Below are 16601 nucleotides of genomic sequence, written 5' to 3'. Positions count from 1 at the left end.
TTCGGACTATGACCAATAAATCCTCCCCCGGGCTTGCCGCTTCGATGAAAGACAAGCTGATCCAGCAAGCCCTGGAACGGCGCCTGCGCCAGACGACCAATGTCGCGCCGGGACCTTCGCTGGAGGGCGTGAACAGTTCGGTGCACAGCGTGCCGGAACAGTTTTATCGTTTCGATCAGCACCCCGGCTATCAGCAGCTGCGGATCATGCTCGATGGCGCGGCGCGTTTCGGGTTGGCCAATCCGTTCTTCAAATTGCATGAAGGCCTGGCGGGTGCGGAAACCGTAATCCAGGGCGCCAGTTATGTGAATTTCGCTAGCTACAACTACCTGGGTTACTCCGGGCACCCGGCGGTGACGGAGGCGGCGAAAGCGGCCATCGATCACTATGGGACGTCGGTGTCCGCCAGCCGTCCGGTCTCGGGCGACCGACCGATCCACCGTGAGCTGGAGCGCGAGCTCGCCGACCTGTACGAAGTGGAAGACGCCATTACGTTTGTCAGCGGTCATGCGACCAACGTGACGACCATCGGTTACCTGTTCGGCCCGCGGGATTTAATCCTGCATGACGAACTGATCCACAACAGCGTGCTGCAAGGTGTGCAATTGTCCGGCGCGCGACGCCTGAGTTTTGCCCACAACGACTGGGAAGCCCTCGACCGTGTGCTGAGTGATCAGCGTCAGCATTTCGAACGGGTGCTGGTGGTGTTGGAAGGCATCTACAGCATGGACGGCGATTACCCGGACCTGCCGCGTTTTGTCCAGCTGAAGAAAAAACACAAAGTGTTTTTGATGGTCGATGAGGCGCACTCGCTGGGTGTCATGGGGCAGACGGGCAAAGGCATCCGCGAACACTTCGGCCTGGCCGGCGGAGACGTGGATATCTGGATGGGCACCTTAAGTAAAAGCCTGGCCAGTTGTGGCGGCTACATTGCCGGCGAAGCGGCGCTGGTCGAGCACCTGAAGTTTCTTGCGCCGGGTTTTTTGTACAGCGTCGGCATGCCTGCACCGGTGGCCGCCGCGGCGCTGGCTGCCTTGCGTTGCCTGCGTGAAGACCGCGAGCGGGTGGCAAAGCTTCAGGCTCGAGGCCAACAATTTTTGCAGTTGGCCAAAGAGGCGGGCCTGGACACCGGCACCAGTACGGGACTGGCGGTGATCCCGGTGATTACCGGCAGCTCGCTCAAAGCCACGCAACTGTCTTGGGCCTTGTCGCGTCGAGGCATCAACGCCCAGCCGATCCTGCACCCGGCCGTGCCGGAAAAAGCGGCCCGTGTCCGGTTCTTCGTGTCGTGCCTGCACACGCCGGAGCAAATCGCCGAAACCGTCAGCGCCGTGGCGCAGGAACTGCAAAAGCTATAGGCCGAGCATGCCCTTGAGGTAGCGTCGGATCTGTCGATAACGAGCGTAACTGTCGAGCAGGCCAGTCTCGGGACACGCACTGTGTTCCGGGCTGCAGGGCATGCCGCGAACGTGCACCAGTCGCTGCACATCTGCATCTGGCACCATTTTCCGCTGCCCGACTACTGAATGGTGCGGTCTGCGATCCACAACCAGGGAGGCCGATGCGCGGCGTCCCGGTGCCTGCAAAACGTCCGGACTTATGCGCCACAGCGGTACACCGTGCGCCTCGGCGCGCTGGTGCAAATCAACCGCTTCACCGGCAACCCACACCAGCAGTTTGCCTTCCTCGCGAACTACTTGCGTCATCAGCTCGGTGTTGTCACGGGTGAACTTCACCCGGCCCCAGCGGCTGTTGAGAAAGCTGCGAATAGCCGGTTGTTGGCGTCGAGGCACGCCGAGCACCGTCAGTGAGCCGGCAAATTGCGCATCCTGTTGTTTTTGCCGCGCCAATTGACGGGCCACGGTCATGACATCGCAGCGCTGATCAGTCAACGGATCCACGTAGCGGCAATAGCGAATGTAGGCGGCGGCGACCAGCTGTTCGAGAGTCGGTCGTGCCTGCCGGCGCGGGATGGCCAAACGGTCGTCGGTCAAACCCCAGCCGGCATAAAAGGGCAGCCCGAAGCACGTTACCGGCACGCCCTGAATCAAGGCTTCGAGCCCGGCCTGGCTGGTGGCGATGTAGACGCGCGCGGCCCGACGTGCCAGAGAAGCCCAAGATATCGGGCGACTTTCCAGCGTTACGCCGCGCGCCTTCGCGGCGTCGAGCAAGCAGCTTTTCTTGTGCCCGCTCATGCAGTCCGGATGAATCCTTACGCGAACGTCGGCACCGGGATTTTCTGCCAGCGCTGCATCAAGCATGCGAATGAAGTCCGCCTCGCACAAGCCGCCGCCCGGAATCGAAAAGTCGCCGTAGGTTTGATCCACCACCAGCACCAGCTGCGTGTCCCGACCCAATGGGTCATCATCGCTCAGGTCCGGGGCGTTGTTGTATTTGCCGATGCAACTGCTGCGCATCAGCGTCATCAGCTCGTTGGCGGTGGCCAGTTCGTCGGCCGTCAGCTGCTGCGATTGCTGGAGGATGTTTTCCAGCAGTGAAGGACGATCCGCCAGGTAGTGAATGCCGATTGGATCGACCACCATCGACATCGGCGTATCGCCCTCGACCCCGAGGGAGGAGGAGCGCAGAAAACCGTCCTCTAGTGCGATGTAGGGAATGTCCCAGCGTTTGCACAGCACCCGGGCGTGGTCCGACGAGCGCTTGTAGCCAATCCCGGAAATCGCCTTGAGACCCTTGGGCTTATTGGGGCCACGCCGCCACAGCCATGACGGCTTGCCTTCCGGGTCGAGAAATTCGGTCAGGTGAAACACCCGCCACATGACCCACTGGGACATGATGCCGATCCAGCCCGGGCCTTCGACCAGCGATTGATTCATGTCGTCGCGCTTCATGGCTGGGGCTTCAGTGAGCGGCGCATGTTCACCACCGCAGGGAAGGGCAGTAACCGGCCGAGCCAATTCACGGGTGTGGTGCGCACCCGGACGAAACCTTGCTGGGTGTAGAGCCGTTGGGCGCCTTGATTTTTCACTTGAACCTCAAGCTCAACCCTGTCGTAGTCCGCTTGACGAGCCTGTTCGAATGTCTCTGTCAGCAGCGCGGTAGCAATGCCTTGATGGCGCGCCGGTTTGATCACCCGCAAGCCATACAGATAAAACCCGTAGTACCACTCGCGGCATTCAGTAATGACAAACAGCAGGTAGCGCACACCGCCGCGAAGCCGGCCGAACTCGCCCCGGAAGGGGCCGAAACCCGGCGAGAACGGCCCGCGCCGATGGTGCTTGAACGCGGCATAGCCGAGCGCAGTGGGGCCGCGATAGGCAATCAGAATCCGGTCCCAATTGATCGCCTGGGCCAGCAGCCGATAGCGGCAGGCTTCATCGCCGAGGATGAAGGCCAGCGAACCACGGCCCGAGGCGATCAGCCGCGCGATCGCCTCGTCGCGCTCCGGCAAGCGGGAGCCGAGGACGATCCGCAGCGGCTCGCAGGCATTCTCAGTCATGGAGGGCGGTCTGGGCCTGGCTCAAAGGTTTGCTTGCAGCCTTGGTGCGACTCAACTGGTCGACGAACGTCCTGGCCAGGTGTTCGACTGCCAGTGACGTGGCCGCGCGGCTGCTGAGCGCCTTGTTGGACCAGATGAAGTAGTCGGTATCGCCATCCGGCGCACCGAGTGCGGTATACACCTGGGGCAGAATCGGCACGTGGTCGCCAAAAAAGCACAGTCCGGTCGGGTTCGGTCGCGACATCAGGCACTCGCGCAATTGGCCGAGCATCCGATCGGCGTTGCTAACGTGCCGAAGGTACGGCGCCAGATCGCGCAGGTCATCCAGCAGCGGGCGGTCGAACCAAGTCGGCAACTCAGCGGCATCGACGGTTTCCAGTTGCAGCGGGCCGTGGTTTTCCATGGTCACGGCGTGGATGTACAACGGCTGAGTGCGGGTGCTGTCGTTGAGCAATTCAGTGATCTTGTCGGCCACCGCACAATCGCCAATGAACGGCCCGGCTTTTTGCGAATCGTTGAAGCTGCGCTGGTCGATGAACTCATCAAAACCCAGCGCCGGCAGCACCTGGTCGCGACCGTAAAAACTACCGTCGTACGGGTGAATGCACACGGTGCGGTAGCCCTTGCGTTTCATTTCGGCGGCAATGCTCGGCAACCCTTGGCGCGCCAGATGGCGATACGGATTGAAGCGGTGCACGCCGAGCTTGTCACCTGCAATCCCGGTCAGAAAGGCGAACTCGGTGCGCACAGTATTGGCGCCCCAGGCCGCGACTTGCAGGCGACCGTGTGCCAGCGCTTCACCGCGCAACACGTCGTAGTGACTCAACACCTGCTCGCGGATGCCCGGCCACAACCGGCGAATATCGAAAAACGACTCGCTCTGCACGGACACCAGATCCGGCAGCACAGTGCCCATCGTGGCAGGCGCCTGACGCGGATCGAGGGCGAACGGCGAGTGCAATTGGTCGATAGCGACCTTGCGTCGTGCTGCGCGAAAATAGGTCCACAAACTGGCGGCCAGACCCCAGCGGGTCAAATCCAGGCTGGCATCGTAAGTCGGTTGCAGTGGCTTGATGCCGCCGAGAATCAGCAACAGCACGGCGCTCGCCAACGTAGCGAGGCCAACGGGCATCGCCTGCGCAGCGGCAGGCTCGAAATACAGTCCGCACGCAAGATAGGCGACAAACGCCAGGGCCAGCACGATGGTTTTGCCGATGCCGAAGAAGGGCAGGTACAGGCGTGGAAAACGTACCGCGTCGCTGAAGTATTCAAAGTCTGCACACACAAACGGTTCACGCAGCGAGTGATACTTTGCGTTGCTCACCATCACGATCAGCAGCCACAGGGCGAGGGCGTTCACCGCGCTGAAATAAGGGCGCCCGGTGATCGTGTACAGCACGGCCACCGCAAATAGCCACACCCCGGCATGCAGCAGCCAGCTGCGCAGTGGACGACGCAAGGTCGGGCGGGGAATCAGCAACGCTTCGAGAAGACAGGTCAGGACAAACCCGCCAGCGATGACCCAGGTAAAAGGACTGTTCAAGAAATCAGGCACCGTAGTCCAGCCATCGCAAAATGACAGATGACATCCGTGGGGGAATCACGCCCAGGGCCCAGCATCCGAGGTTCAAGGGGAAGGGGAAACTGATTCGAGCCTGGTTGGCTGCCAGGCCGCGACGGATCCGCTGCGCGGCTTTGTCCGGGTTCCACAGCAGCGGTTTCGGCCCAGGCATTTCAAAGCACATTTTCGATTCGACATAACCCGGCATGATCACATTGATCCGCACGCCGTCAGCGGCGACCAGGTCGCGCATGGCTTCGCCATAAGCCTTCATTGCCGCTTTGCTGGCGCTGTAGCTGGGTGTAGCGGGCAGCCCGCGCCAACCGGCGAGGGAACTGAACAGCGCGATCTGGCCGTGCTTACGAGCGCGCATGGCCGGCAACGCCGCCTGCACGGTGGCGATGGCCGCCATGACGTTCACTTCGATCACGGCCTGGGACAGCTCCCAGACTTCATCTTCCGAGTTGGGACCCGCAGCGGTATTGAGCCCGGCACCGACAATGATCAGGTCAGGCTGCTCGGTTTGGCTGATCCGGGTCATCCATTCGCGCACCGCCACCAGGTCCTGGACATCGAGCGCGTGCAGGATGACCCGAGCGCCGGCAGCGCGGCATTGCGCAGCCATTTCTTCCAGGCGCTCGGTGCGCCGGCCTTGCAGAATCAGGGTCACACCTGGCGCAGCATACGCCGGTGCCAGCGCGCCGCCGATGCCACCCGTGGCCCCGGTGATAAGGATGCAGCGTGGGTTTTTGTGCAGCGTCATAGGTACCGTTCAATCTTTGAGGTTTTGGCCATCAGCACTTCCAGCGAATTGTTCACGGCCATGTCGATACCGCAGCGCGTATAGAAGCCGCCGTTGACCTGGGTGGTGTGAATCACTGTGCTGCGAAAGCGCTGGAACAGCGTGGTGTCTGGCGGTTCCGGCGTGTGCCAGAAATCGTCGAGGCTGCCTTGGTGGGTGAGCCCCTTGAGGTTGTAGATCGGGTCGCTGAGGGCGATGGTCGGCACGTTGTGCATCAGTGACGAACCGCCGACGGTGCTGTTGACCGTGATCACGCCCGCGACGTGGGACAGCAACGTTGGCATGTGGCCGCTTTCGAGGAAGTCCACGCGATCGGCGATGCCGAGTTTGTGGGCAATGCGCCGGGTGATACGGTCATAGTTGACGATGCCCGGGGTCAGGGGATGATTCTTGACCACCAGGCGCGTGTCACTGCCGGCATGGCGGGCGAACGAACCCATTACATGCTTCAACACATCCTTCATGTGCTTGAACGGCGAGTGATCGCGGATCTGCGCATCGCTGTCCAGCTGCAGTGGCAACAAGAAAGTGCGATGGCGATTGCGCGCCACTTCACTGATGACCGATGAATCACGGCCCTTGGCGCTCGCCAGACGAATGCCCTGACGGATGTAGCCGGCATACTCGACCGCTGCGTTAAAAGGCGCGTGGGTCTTGTAGTGCGGGAAGCAGACTTTGTTCAAGGCACCGCCGACGTGATACATCACATCGTGGAAGGCCCGGGAGGCGAAGGACAACTTGAACGAGTCGCCGTTGTGATAACGCGGAATGTGCTTGCCGACTTCCCGATACCATTCCGGGTCCCGTGGCAGCAACGAATGGTTGTTCACCCCATCACGTTCCAGCGTGACCCAGTAAGGCCGGAAGTACCCTTCTTCGAAAACATGCACCCGCACGCCCAGGCGCTTCGCCAGCGCAATGGCCGGCAAATGCACGGGACGACGGTCACCGAACAGCACCAGATCGGTGATGCCTTCCGCCTTGAAGCACTGGGTATAGAAGTCTTCGAGCTGCTCGGGCCGGGCCGAGTAAAACACGCGCGAACCCTTGCCATACAGGGTGTCACCCATATTGAAGCTGACGGATTTGACCCATTGCCCTTCGGCACGCAGGGCTTGAGCCAAACGGGCGAAGAAGGGGGAACTGACACCTTGCAGGAACAAAAAGGAGTTGCGCGGTTTGGTCGACACGGAGCGTCTTGCAGTACCAGCGGGGTTCAACTGTTCTTTTGCGATGTTCTCAAAGCGCTGGGGAGTAAACGTTGAATCACTTCGCGCCATCTTGGCTTCCTTCCTTGTGCTGGTACTTCATGCCAGTTCTGCAGTTCCAATAGAGTTCGTTCAGGTGTCGTAAATTTTTGAGTGATGCGGCTTACATAAATCGGGTAGTTGATCAGGGTGCCGGCCACCAGTTCGTCCAGACTCAACCGTCTGCTGCGACGCGCCTGAACGTCAGGGTGCATGCCCTCATCCGTGGTTAAACCCCATCCGGCATAAAACGGCTGGCCATACGTGGTGACCGGTATCCCGCGTAGCAAAGCTTCGAAGCCGGACTGGGAGGTCAGTACATGGACTTCATCCACTTCCTGCAGCAACTGGTGAAAGGGCACGTCGCCCACCACCTGGTTGCACCAGTCGGCGGTCAGCTCTTCGTCTTCACCGCGCTTGCGTGTACCGGCCACGACTTCCGGATGCGGCTTGTAGAGCAGCCATGCCTGCGGATGGCGCTCGCGCACCGCTCGCAACAAATCGAGGTTGCGGCGTATGCGGTGAGCGCCGTAGCGAATCGAGGCATCGGACTCAACCTGACCCGGCACCAGAATCACCTTGCTCACGCCGGCAGGCCGTTTCCACTGCGTGCCGGGGAGGTTGTACTTGGTGACGCCGGCCGCACAAATCGCTTCCCGCAAAGCACCTGCCCGATGGAGCAGGGCAGGGCTGCATGGATCGTTCTGCAAGTTGTGTTCCAGACGCGAGGGGCGGGTAGCGTCGTAGTAGATGCCGAGGTCGTCGAAGACCCAGGACAGTGGGCGAGTCTTGTTTGCGCCTAGGCCAACTGAACGCAGGAATCCGTCTTCGACTCTTCCTGCATGGTTGCCGTGGGTAAGCCTGGTCATGGCCGAGTCATGGGCGCAGCCCCACGTCACAACTGCCCCGGCTTTTTTCAAATGACCGGAACGCTTGGCAAAACGGATGGATGAACCGTTGAAAAAATCCGTGACCAGCGGCTGCTTCCATCTGGAAAAACCAAACATGTGCAGCTGTTCCGGCAAGCGACTGCGCATCCGTCGTTGCAGACCCAGCCAGGCCAGCACCACTTCAGGCTCACAGGCCTGACCGGATTCCGGGTCGACATAACGCGGGTATTCAACCAGCGCCGCATGCAGTAACTGTTCAAGGCTGACCGGTTGACGACGCATCGGCGCGGGCAGCGCATCCCGGGTCAAACCCCAACCGGCATAAAACGGCATGCCGAAAGTTCGTACCGGCACGTCCCACAGCAACGCGTCGAAACCCAGTTGCGAGGTCATCACGTACACGGCCTGAACTTCGCTCAGTAACTCGGCCGGATGAACATTGCGGCTGATCACCTGAACGCGCGGTCGCTTGCTCAGCGCAGCCAAATCAAAGTGACCCTGCTTGCGACCTTCCACGACATCCGGATGAACCTTGACGACCACCGTGCTCTGAGGATGCTCATCGAGTGCAGCCTGGAGCATGCGCTCGAAATCAGCATCACCGGCGCCCTGAAGTGAGGCATCACCCTTGGTCTGGTCAGCGACCAGCACGCAAGGTTGTGGCAACGGGCAGGCCTCGATGCGGGCGTTGTTGTACTTGGAAACGCGCTCTTCTCGCCAGCTCGCCTGCAAGGCCTGGGCGCGGAGAATTTGAGCTTCACTCAAGGCTGTCGGGATCAATACTTCAAGGCGCGACGGCGTCTCGGCATCGAAATAAATGCCAAGGTCATCGACGATCAGCGACAACGGCGGCTCATCCGCACCAAGGCCCACCGAACGCAAAAAACCGTCCTCTACCGACAACACAGGCAGACCGGCTTTTTGCGCTTCCCGTTGCGCGACCAGGGCGCTTGGCTTGCGACCCCACGCCAGCAACACATCGGCCTGAGCGACATCACGCGTCGAACCAGGCAGCAATCGATAGTCGGGCAACAGGGCGGGCAGGGTGGTGACTTGCTGAGCGCCTTTAGACAGCACCAGCAAGCACGGCCGATTCAGGAGGTCATTGTCCATAAAAAAACAGCGGATATCCGTAGGGGACGCACTCGGGTGCGAGACGCGCAAAAAGTACAAAGCGCGTCAGGCAACGCTCTTCCAAAATGAGGCGCGAATGATAATACAAACGGACTGGTTAAATAGAAGATTTGTGGGAATTTTCCTACAAATCTACTGTCGCGCGAGGATCGGTGCAGGAAGCAGGTAGGAGCGTCAGCAGATAGTCGTACTTTGCCCGTAAAAGGGGCATTTTTTCTTTTTTCTGGTATTCGGCAATCGTCTCTGGCCGCAAGCAGTGCCACAGTGCGTTCAGCAGGAAAATATAGTTGAGGTTGAGCATCGCCGTCTGGCGGTCGAATCGCTCATCCAGAGCTTCGACATAAGCCTTCAGAAATTCATCGCGGATTTTCAGAAACCCCGGCAAATCATTCCGCCGAAAGATCGCGCTCAGGTACGCGCCCCCATCGAAACCAATTCGCCCGACCTTGACTTCGCTCCAGTCGATCAACTGTAACCCCTGGGGCGAGAGGAAGAGATTCTTGCGCAAATAGTCCATATGGCAAAAGCAGCGATGGCTGTTCCTGGCCTCAGCAGCCACTCGGCGCAGTGCTGGACTCAAGGCCCGCAATCGATCGGCCAGCCCTATGAAGTGGTCATCCTGTTTGGCCAGCTTTTCCACGGAAGGTAAAAAGCGCTCGAAATTAAAACGTGACCTCAAGAGGTACCAGGGGCGAAAGAAATCCATGGTCCAGAACCTGTGCGCTTGCCACCGCGAAGTCCGCTGCACGTGCAGACTGGACAAGGTTTCGATTTCGGCAATCCCACGTGCCACGTTCACGGCAATATCCGCCATTCGAGGTGCTCGCCCTTGCACGTAATCGGTAAAAATCAGGCTTTCCCAGGGCGTTTCGATAACACCCAGGCACGCGGGGTGCTTGAAATGGACACTGTCGGCCAGGACATCCCGCTCTCGATAGAAACGCGACTCCAGACTGGTGATAAACGCGACTTTGCGAATCGACTTCTCGACGACATCCAGTGTTGCTCCGGTGTCGAGGTCTGTCAGTTGATGATGGCGGACGTAATTGACGAAAGAAGCGTTAGACGCCAAATCAGTGGTGGTGATGCTGAATCCGTCCGCCCGGTACGCCGGCAAAAGAAAGCCCAAGCGTTTTTCCAGGGTGGCGTGGCTTAACCAGAACGCATGCCTGCCGCTGACTGATGTTTCGGTATTCGATTTGGTGCTCATGCGTTCCAACTGTAAACATCCATCCTGTTTCTGGCCTGACACACAAGTGAAGGGCGCAGTGTCCTTGCCACCCTCCGTAACAGCCGAACAGAGGAGGCGCGATAGTACGGATTCCACCCACGCATTGCCATGCTTGCGGTCAGGATGACAACAGAGGTGACGAAATTTCCTACGCATTATTCGGAAAAGCCCACACGCCAACGTTTCCTGCTGACGACTCAGCCGTTAACATACGCGCCACTCAAATCAAGGAACGATAGCGTCCCCATGAATCACCTTCCAATCGCAAAAGATGCGCTCTGCGCCCAGGCACAAGCCATTAGCCAACTCGCAGAGCGTCTCGATGGCGAGTTCCAGCGCGCCGTAGAACTCATCCTCGGTTGCAAGGGGCGCGCTGCGGTCTGCGGCATGGGTAAATCCGGGCTGATCGGCCAGAAAATGGTCGCAACCTTCGCCTCCACCGGCACCCCGAGCTTGTTCCTGCATCCTGCCGAAGCCTTTCATGGTGATCTCGGCATGCTCAAGCCGAGCGACGTGCTGATCCTGATTTCCTACAGCGGCGAAACCGAAGAAGTCATCAAGCTGATCCCGAGCCTGAAGTCCTTCGGCAACAAGATCATCGCCATGACCGGCAACGGCCAATCGACCCTGGCCAAACACGCCGACATCTGGCTGGATATCTCCGTCGAGCGCGAAGTTTGCCCAAACAACCTGGCGCCAACCACCTCGACCCTCGCCACCATGGCCATGGGCGACGCACTCGCCGTCGCACTGATCGCCGCGCTGGACTTCAAACCGATGGACTTCGCCCGCTACCACCCCGGCGGCAGCCTCGGTCGCAAACTGCTGACCCGCGTCAGCGACGTCATGCACACCGGTTTGCCGAAAGTAACCCGTGACACCTCGTTCCACGATTGCTTGCTGGTCATGACCTCCAGCCGTTTGGGCCTGGCCCTGGTGATGGAGCAAGACAAACTGATCGGCATCGTCACCGACGGCGACCTGCGCCGTGCGCTGCTGAGCAATCCGGGTGTTGTGAATGAAACCGTGGCGACCTTCCTGACGCCGAACCCGCATACGGTGAAGGCTTCGGCTCAGTTGTCTGAGGCTGAGGCTTATATGCTGGATCACAAGATTCGGGCGTTGCCGGTTACGGCTGATGGGAGTGATGAGGTTGTGGGGGTTGTGGAGATTTTTGACTGAGCATTCTGCTTGCGACCCTAGATCAAGCCTTTGGACCAATGAAGGTTTGCGTTATGGAGGTGGGTCGTATACGCCGCTTCAAACGACTTCATTAACATGAGGATGTGGATTAGGTCAGGGAGCCTGTAGTTCGTTCTAGTAATTCAACTAAAAGACGTTTGCATGGGTAATTATAAGGTGACAACGGTTACCTAATTGATGAAAGGATTTCAAGTGGCAAACTCTAGTGGCGGAATTTACTTATTTGTTGATCCTTTCAATCGAGCGGACAGCGGCGTCACGGCCTATGTCCGCTTGGCGGGGGAGCAATTAACCGCGCTAGGGCTAGAGGTGGGAGTCATTCAGATCGGCAGCTTCGAAACCATCGAGGCTTTTCGAATAAGAGTGAAAGCTGAGATTCTGGGTTTCAGAAAAAATATAATGTGCATTGAGGCGCCCGAGTCTCTCGCTGCTACATTTTTGGTGCCGGAAGCATATCCCATACATATACGGTTGCATTGTTCAAGAAGTCTCGGTGCGGCAGTTCAGGGTATGCCTTATTGCCAATCTGCTGTTGGCAAAGAGCAAAAGGAAATATCACGCGCTCGATATCTGAGTTCTCCATCATGGGCTTCGTATTTTGCCAGTTGTGCGCTATTCAAATTTAATAAAATTCCATATGCCTATCCTAATCCCGCACCGAAGGTAATTGTTACGACGAATCATGTACAAAAATTTGATGTGACTTTCGTCGGACGATTTCAGCGGCTTAAGGGGATATTGTCTCTGGTAGAAATAATTTCCAGGCTTCCGCACTTACGGTTCGCGATTGTATGTCCTCCCACGGACAGTACGGTTCTGAATAGTTTTAAAAATATAACGTTCTTTGATGGTCGATTGATGCAGAAAAGTGAGATTTACTCACTTTCAACGGTGGTCATAGTTCCTAGTATTTTTGAAACAGCCTCTATGGTGGCCATAGAAGCCTTGGCATTTCGTTGCAAAGTAATACTGTGGCAGCACTTGGGGGCGGTGGAGTATTTTGATGGTGGCTCAAATTTGGTTTCCGTGCCCTCAGGTGATATTGCATCGTTCGTATCGAAGATTGAAGGTGCTCTGAAAACACCGTGGAAAGATCAGGGTAATGTATCTGACAAATTAAACCAGGCCTTTCGTGAAGGAACAACACAGCTATTGGCTGAGAATGATAATAAAAAAAATATTATTCGCCGCCCCGACGTAAACATAGAGAATTATCTAAAGGACTTGGTTCAAAGCCAGCAGGAACAAATGAAAAAAAAGAAAAGCTCTACACTTGTCAGGAAAACTCAAAAATTAATTTTCCATCCGGTCGCTTTTTTTCGAGACTCGACGGAAGCGAAGTATTTGCGCAGGAAAATTTCTGAGCGCAAACTAAAAAAGCTGATGGCGCTAAGAGAAGAGTTTAAAGATCACCCCGACTTCATGGTTCTCCCATCGGTAAGTGATTTGATTGCTGGGCCTTTAATTGGCCCGAGCGTAGTTTTGGATTCAAATGCCCTGGTCCCGTCCAGAGACTATTGCACTGTTATAGAGCAAACTGGGCGGATTGAAGTTAGGGTCAGTGAGTCGAAGCCAGCGGGTTACTCCACCGCGTTTATGCATCACGAATTCGAAGATGAATCGTTGGTGCAAAAAATTATTGATGATCTCAACCAATTTGAAGATTTTAAGTATGTGAATTCTTCAAGAATGAAGTTTGGGAGGTTTAATGTTTCTGAAGCTCAATCGGCTTTGTCAATTGTAAATCGGATAGATGTAAAGAATAAAAATAGTCTATCTCTGTTGAATTTTATTCTCTTGCTGAATGCCCCAAGTAATGTATGCAACGCGCTGCGTTATGCAGGTGTAGAACAAAAGATAATCTTGATAAAAACACGCAACGATTTGTCTGTCGACCCAGACTCTGTAGATGGTGTTATTTCAACGGACGCTGTAGATGTAAAAAATAATAAGCTAAGGCGTGTTATTAAAATAGAAACGGTAGATGGTATATCGTTGGCTATGCGGCGAATTCTGCAAGAAGGTTTTCCGAAAAAGCGCGATATGTTGTTGCCTTTGCATATTCGCGGGATATCTGCCTTCGATAAGGTGGATTTCGTTGATTTTGACGAGCGTCATCACCAAGGAATCCTGAAAATAAGGAAGACGGATTATACAAATTCGAAAACGATGATGGATATCTACGAAAAAACATCGAATTCAATCGTGGGCATTGCAGTGCTTGAGTCGACTTACATGCGTTATCGAAGTCTTTGCGAAGCAGTAGAAGCGGGTCATCCCGCCACGAACCTGATTGAAGCTTGTTTGATGGATGGGGGGCTTTTTGATGTCAAAGAAGTATAAGATTGTTCATGTTTCACAGACACCTTTGGTCGCAGCACCTTCGAAAATTGCTCTTGCGCAAAGATTGAATGGTCATGACTCGATAGCGGTGGCGCTGAATGACTATCCGGTCAAGGGACCGTTGGCTGGAAAATTCATAGAAGAATATATTCTAGAGAATGAGTTTACCAAGCCGCTAATTGATGCGGCTATTCACGCGGCTGACATTATACATGTGCATAATGATATACCGGATGCATGGGCGGAGCGCTTGATAAATAGTAATCAGAATGCGCGTTACTTCTATCAGGCGCATTCACCGCTAAGAGAGGGGCCTCTATATTTGCCTAGGCATGCTGAAATCAATCTACCCTTCAGTGCCAATTTGGTAGTAGGGCAGTTTCAGCCAAGGATTCATAAGGATCATATCTTCGTACCGAACATAGTCCATGATGTTCCAAGTTTTTCTCCAAGACAAAAAAATCAAAAGCTTCGTGTGATTTTTAGTCCTACTCATCTGCGCCCTGGTAGATGGAATAATAAGTACGTTGAAAAGCTCGATGTTGCTATAGATGCTCTTGTGAAGTTAGGAAAAATCGAAGCAATCATTCCCGCGGAACCGGTTGCGCCGAAAACGTTGATGGCTATGCGAAAGACGTGTCACGTTACCATTGATGAAATAGCCACAGGCGGTTTTCATCAGGTTTCAATCGAGGGATTGGCAGCAGGCAACGTTACCATTAACAGGGCTGATTTTTTTTGTAAAGCCGTGTTTTCGAACTTCACGGACGGACTGTTTCCCCCGTTCGTCTATGCGACCGGAGAAAGTATTGCGGGTTTGCTAGAAGATCTTGCCAATGACTGGCAGAAAACCGCTGAACTCCAAGAGCAAAGTTTCGAATTTTTTAAAGCCCACCTTACCCCAGAAAAAATGGCAACGGTCTTTGATAAAGCATATGAAATTATTTAACAGCATCAAATCGTTGAAAAATAAAGAGGCCGGGCGACGCGCCTTTATTTTGGCAAATGGACCTTCTATTGCGAAGGAAGATCTCTCTGTTCTCAAGGGGGAGTTGACCATTGGAATGAATGCATCCACTTTGCTGGAGGCTAGCCATAATTTCCATTCCAATTACTATGTATTATCTGATACGCGCTTTATAGCCCATCCTGAAAAAAAGCATCTGGCGACAACAGCTCTTCACCCAGAAACAGTTCGAGTGCTCAGGTCTGAGCTGAAAGAGCTAGACCACAGCGAGTTGGCTAACCCTACTTACTACATTCCGGCCTTGCAGCGCGACGGCTTCTCAAAAAATCTCCATGCTGGTTATTTTTTTGGCTGTACGACCACGATGCTTGCGATTCAACTGGCCTATTATTTAGGTGTATCCGATATATACCTGTTGGGGTGCGACCTAAGGTATCAGGTAGAGTCGCCAAGATTTTATACAGAAACTAATCCGCAGTTGGAAGATAGTTTTACTAGTGTTCAAATATGGAATATTGTGAACGCCAGTAATCTGCTTGAAAGTGAGGGCAAGAGACTGGTCAGTTGCAGCGAGATGTCGTTTCTTCGGCCCTATATCGAATATGAGCCTTTTGCCCAGGCGGTAACATCAAGTGATGCTTTCGCATGAATGTCATAAACTCAAAAAATGCAGGAGCAATCGCTTTAAAAAATGCACTTCAGTACATAAATAACTTGCCGCAGAATGTATTGGAGCAGTTGGTAAATCCGAAAGTATCGCCTTATTATGGTTTTGTTGATGTAGAAATTTCTGGTGTGCCGTCTTTTACGATGTTTAGTAGTAATGACGATTTTGTCGCGCAAGCTTACTTCTGGAGAGGCATTGATGCGTATGAAAGTACTAGCCTGAAATTGTGGACTGCATTGGCGCGAAGAAGTGTGAGCATTTTTGACGTTGGTGCTTATTCTGGTGTTTATTCTCTCGCCGCATCCAAAGCCAGTCCTAAATCTAAAATCTACGCAGTTGAAGCATTGGATCGAGTGTACTCAAGGCTCTTGATAAACAAAGCTGCTAATTCTGCCGCGAATATAAATTGTTTTAATTTTGCTGTATCAGATAGCGATTCGGAAATAGATTTACTTATATATTCCGGTCAGGATATTTTGGTGTCGGGATCTTCAATGGTTCCTGATGCTTGTACGCGTGCCCCTCACGAGTCAAAAAGAGTCAGATCCCTTACCCTTGATTCCTTCATTGAGTCAAATGCAATTCCTGGTGTTGGGTTAATAAAAATAGATGCAGAGGGAGCCGAGCATCTAATAATGAAGGGGGCACGAAAGGCAATTGGTAGATATTTGCCGGATATAATATGTGAGCTTTTGCCTACCGCGAAGACCGATGATATTATTGTTTTTTTCAGTTCGCTTGGATACAAGTACTACAAAATATCCGAATCTTCAATGAAGCTTGTGCAGCATGTATCGCCGCCGGTTTCTGTAGATCCGCCGGATTACAATACATTTATAAGTGTGAAAAGTGGCAGTGAACTGCTGAACCTGCTTCCAGGGTTTGAGATTATCGAGCTCAATTAATATGCAGCTTGTTGTCAGTCGTTAGTGGAAGTTTGCAATTTCGAGAGTGTGACAATGTCAAAGCGACAAATAAGACTAAAAGAATTTCAGCCAAACATTCACAAAACTTACACTCCCGATGAGTCGTATTTGAATGATCGGCCGCGGCTCGATAAGAATACTGCTTACGTCGTTCGGACGGATGAGAATGG

13 protein-coding genes are annotated in these 16601 nt (G+C 54.7%); 6 read left to right on the top strand and 7 right to left on the bottom strand.

Going from position 1 to position 16601, the window contains the following annotated elements; genetic code table 11:
• The first annotated feature begins 8 nt into the window (after positions 1 to 8).
• On the top strand, positions 9 to 1358 hold the full coding sequence (locus tag ACA056_RS19545; RefSeq protein ID WP_497267050.1) for an aminotransferase class I/II-fold pyridoxal phosphate-dependent enzyme: 1350 nt from the start codon (positions 9 to 11) through the stop codon (positions 1356 to 1358).
• On the opposite strand, the gene ACA056_RS19540 is transcribed toward ACA056_RS19545, so the two are convergent.
• From ACA056_RS19540 to ACA056_RS19510, 7 genes are all read right to left on the bottom strand, one after another.
• On the bottom strand, positions 1353 to 2852 hold the full coding sequence (locus ACA056_RS19540) for a capsular polysaccharide export protein, LipB/KpsS family (RefSeq protein ID WP_497267048.1): 1500 nt from the start codon (positions 2850 to 2852) through the stop codon (positions 1353 to 1355). The genes ACA056_RS19545 and ACA056_RS19540 overlap by 6 nt on opposite strands.
• Positions 2849 to 3460 carry a GNAT family N-acetyltransferase gene (locus tag ACA056_RS19535; RefSeq protein ID WP_497267046.1) on the bottom strand — a complete coding sequence of 204 codons (612 nt, stop codon included), beginning with the start codon at positions 3458 to 3460 and terminating at the stop codon, positions 2849 to 2851. Before ACA056_RS19535 ends, ACA056_RS19540 begins: the two co-directional genes overlap by 4 nt.
• The gene (locus tag ACA056_RS19530; RefSeq protein ID WP_497267044.1) at positions 3453 to 5003 is read right to left on the bottom strand and encodes an LTA synthase family protein; all 1551 of its coding nucleotides are present in this window, start codon (positions 5001 to 5003) and stop codon (positions 3453 to 3455) included. Before ACA056_RS19530 ends, ACA056_RS19535 begins: the two co-directional genes overlap by 8 nt.
• Before the next feature lie 4 nt (positions 5004 to 5007).
• Positions 5008 to 5784 carry an SDR family NAD(P)-dependent oxidoreductase gene (locus ACA056_RS19525; RefSeq protein WP_497267042.1) on the bottom strand — a complete coding sequence of 259 codons (777 nt, stop codon included), beginning with the start codon at positions 5782 to 5784 and terminating at the stop codon, positions 5008 to 5010.
• Complete coding sequence (locus tag ACA056_RS19520) at positions 5781 to 7013, bottom strand: capsule polysaccharide biogenesis protein (RefSeq protein ID WP_497267040.1); 1233 nt, start codon at positions 7011 to 7013, stop codon at positions 5781 to 5783. Before ACA056_RS19520 ends, ACA056_RS19525 begins: the two co-directional genes overlap by 4 nt.
• A gap of 26 nt (positions 7014 to 7039) precedes the next feature.
• A complete protein-coding gene (locus ACA056_RS19515) occupies positions 7040 to 9073 on the bottom strand; it encodes a capsule polysaccharide biogenesis protein (RefSeq protein WP_497267038.1) in 2034 nt (677 codons plus the stop codon).
• A 145-nt stretch (positions 9074 to 9218) separates the two neighbouring features.
• Positions 9219 to 10304 carry a phosphotransferase family protein gene (locus tag ACA056_RS19510; RefSeq protein ID WP_497267036.1) on the bottom strand — a complete coding sequence of 362 codons (1086 nt, stop codon included), beginning with the start codon at positions 10302 to 10304 and terminating at the stop codon, positions 9219 to 9221.
• Between the two features lie 267 nt (positions 10305 to 10571).
• Here ACA056_RS19510 and ACA056_RS19505 point away from each other — a divergent pair, with 267 nt between their 5' ends.
• From ACA056_RS19505 to ACA056_RS19485, 5 genes are all read left to right on the top strand, one after another.
• On the top strand, positions 10572 to 11507 hold the full coding sequence (locus ACA056_RS19505) for a KpsF/GutQ family sugar-phosphate isomerase (RefSeq protein WP_497267034.1): 936 nt from the start codon (positions 10572 to 10574) through the stop codon (positions 11505 to 11507).
• Between the two features lie 198 nt (positions 11508 to 11705).
• Entirely contained in the window at positions 11706 to 13871 is a 2166-nt protein-coding gene (locus tag ACA056_RS19500) for a glycosyltransferase (RefSeq protein ID WP_497267032.1), read from the top strand.
• A complete protein-coding gene (locus ACA056_RS19495; protein WP_497267030.1) occupies positions 13855 to 14820 on the top strand; it encodes a glycosyltransferase family protein in 966 nt (321 codons plus the stop codon). The genes ACA056_RS19500 and ACA056_RS19495 overlap by 17 nt, the downstream gene beginning before the upstream one ends.
• Complete coding sequence (locus ACA056_RS19490) at positions 14807 to 15487, top strand: 6-hydroxymethylpterin diphosphokinase MptE-like protein (RefSeq protein WP_497267028.1); 681 nt, start codon at positions 14807 to 14809, stop codon at positions 15485 to 15487. The genes ACA056_RS19495 and ACA056_RS19490 overlap by 14 nt, the downstream gene beginning before the upstream one ends.
• Positions 15484 to 16410 carry an FkbM family methyltransferase gene (locus tag ACA056_RS19485; RefSeq protein WP_497267026.1) on the top strand — a complete coding sequence of 309 codons (927 nt, stop codon included), beginning with the start codon at positions 15484 to 15486 and terminating at the stop codon, positions 16408 to 16410. Before ACA056_RS19490 ends, ACA056_RS19485 begins: the two co-directional genes overlap by 4 nt.
• Positions 16411 to 16601 lie beyond the last annotated feature (191 nt).

It is taken from the genome of Pseudomonas sp. LBUM1666 (assembly GCF_059695775.1).
This window is presented reverse-complemented; position numbering and strand designations above follow the sequence as displayed.

What these genes read in the sequence shown, in the direction of transcription:
- ACA056_RS19545 (WP_497267050.1), top strand. Translation starts at nt 9, where the DNA reads ATGACCAATAAATCCTCCCCCGGGCTTGCCGCTTCGATGAAAGACAAG.
- ACA056_RS19540 (WP_497267048.1), bottom strand. Translation starts at nt 2,852, where the DNA reads ATGAAGCGCGACGACATGAATCAATCGCTGGTCGAAGGCCCGGGCTGG.
- ACA056_RS19535 (WP_497267046.1), bottom strand. Translation starts at nt 3,460, where the DNA reads ATGACTGAGAATGCCTGCGAGCCGCTGCGGATCGTCCTCGGCTCCCGC.
- ACA056_RS19525 (WP_497267042.1), bottom strand. Translation starts at nt 5,784, where the DNA reads ATGACGCTGCACAAAAACCCACGCTGCATCCTTATCACCGGGGCCACG.
- ACA056_RS19515 (WP_497267038.1), bottom strand. Translation starts at nt 9,073, where the DNA reads ATGGACAATGACCTCCTGAATCGGCCGTGCTTGCTGGTGCTGTCTAAA.
- ACA056_RS19510 (WP_497267036.1), bottom strand. Translation starts at nt 10,304, where the DNA reads ATGAGCACCAAATCGAATACCGAAACATCAGTCAGCGGCAGGCATGCG.
- ACA056_RS19505 (WP_497267034.1), top strand. Translation starts at nt 10,572, where the DNA reads ATGAATCACCTTCCAATCGCAAAAGATGCGCTCTGCGCCCAGGCACAA.
- ACA056_RS19500 (WP_497267032.1), top strand. Translation starts at nt 11,706, where the DNA reads ATGAAAGGATTTCAAGTGGCAAACTCTAGTGGCGGAATTTACTTATTT.
- ACA056_RS19495 (WP_497267030.1), top strand. Translation starts at nt 13,855, where the DNA reads ATGTCAAAGAAGTATAAGATTGTTCATGTTTCACAGACACCTTTGGTC.
- ACA056_RS19490 (WP_497267028.1), top strand. Translation starts at nt 14,807, where the DNA reads ATGAAATTATTTAACAGCATCAAATCGTTGAAAAATAAAGAGGCCGGG.
- ACA056_RS19485 (WP_497267026.1), top strand. Translation starts at nt 15,484, where the DNA reads ATGAATGTCATAAACTCAAAAAATGCAGGAGCAATCGCTTTAAAAAAT.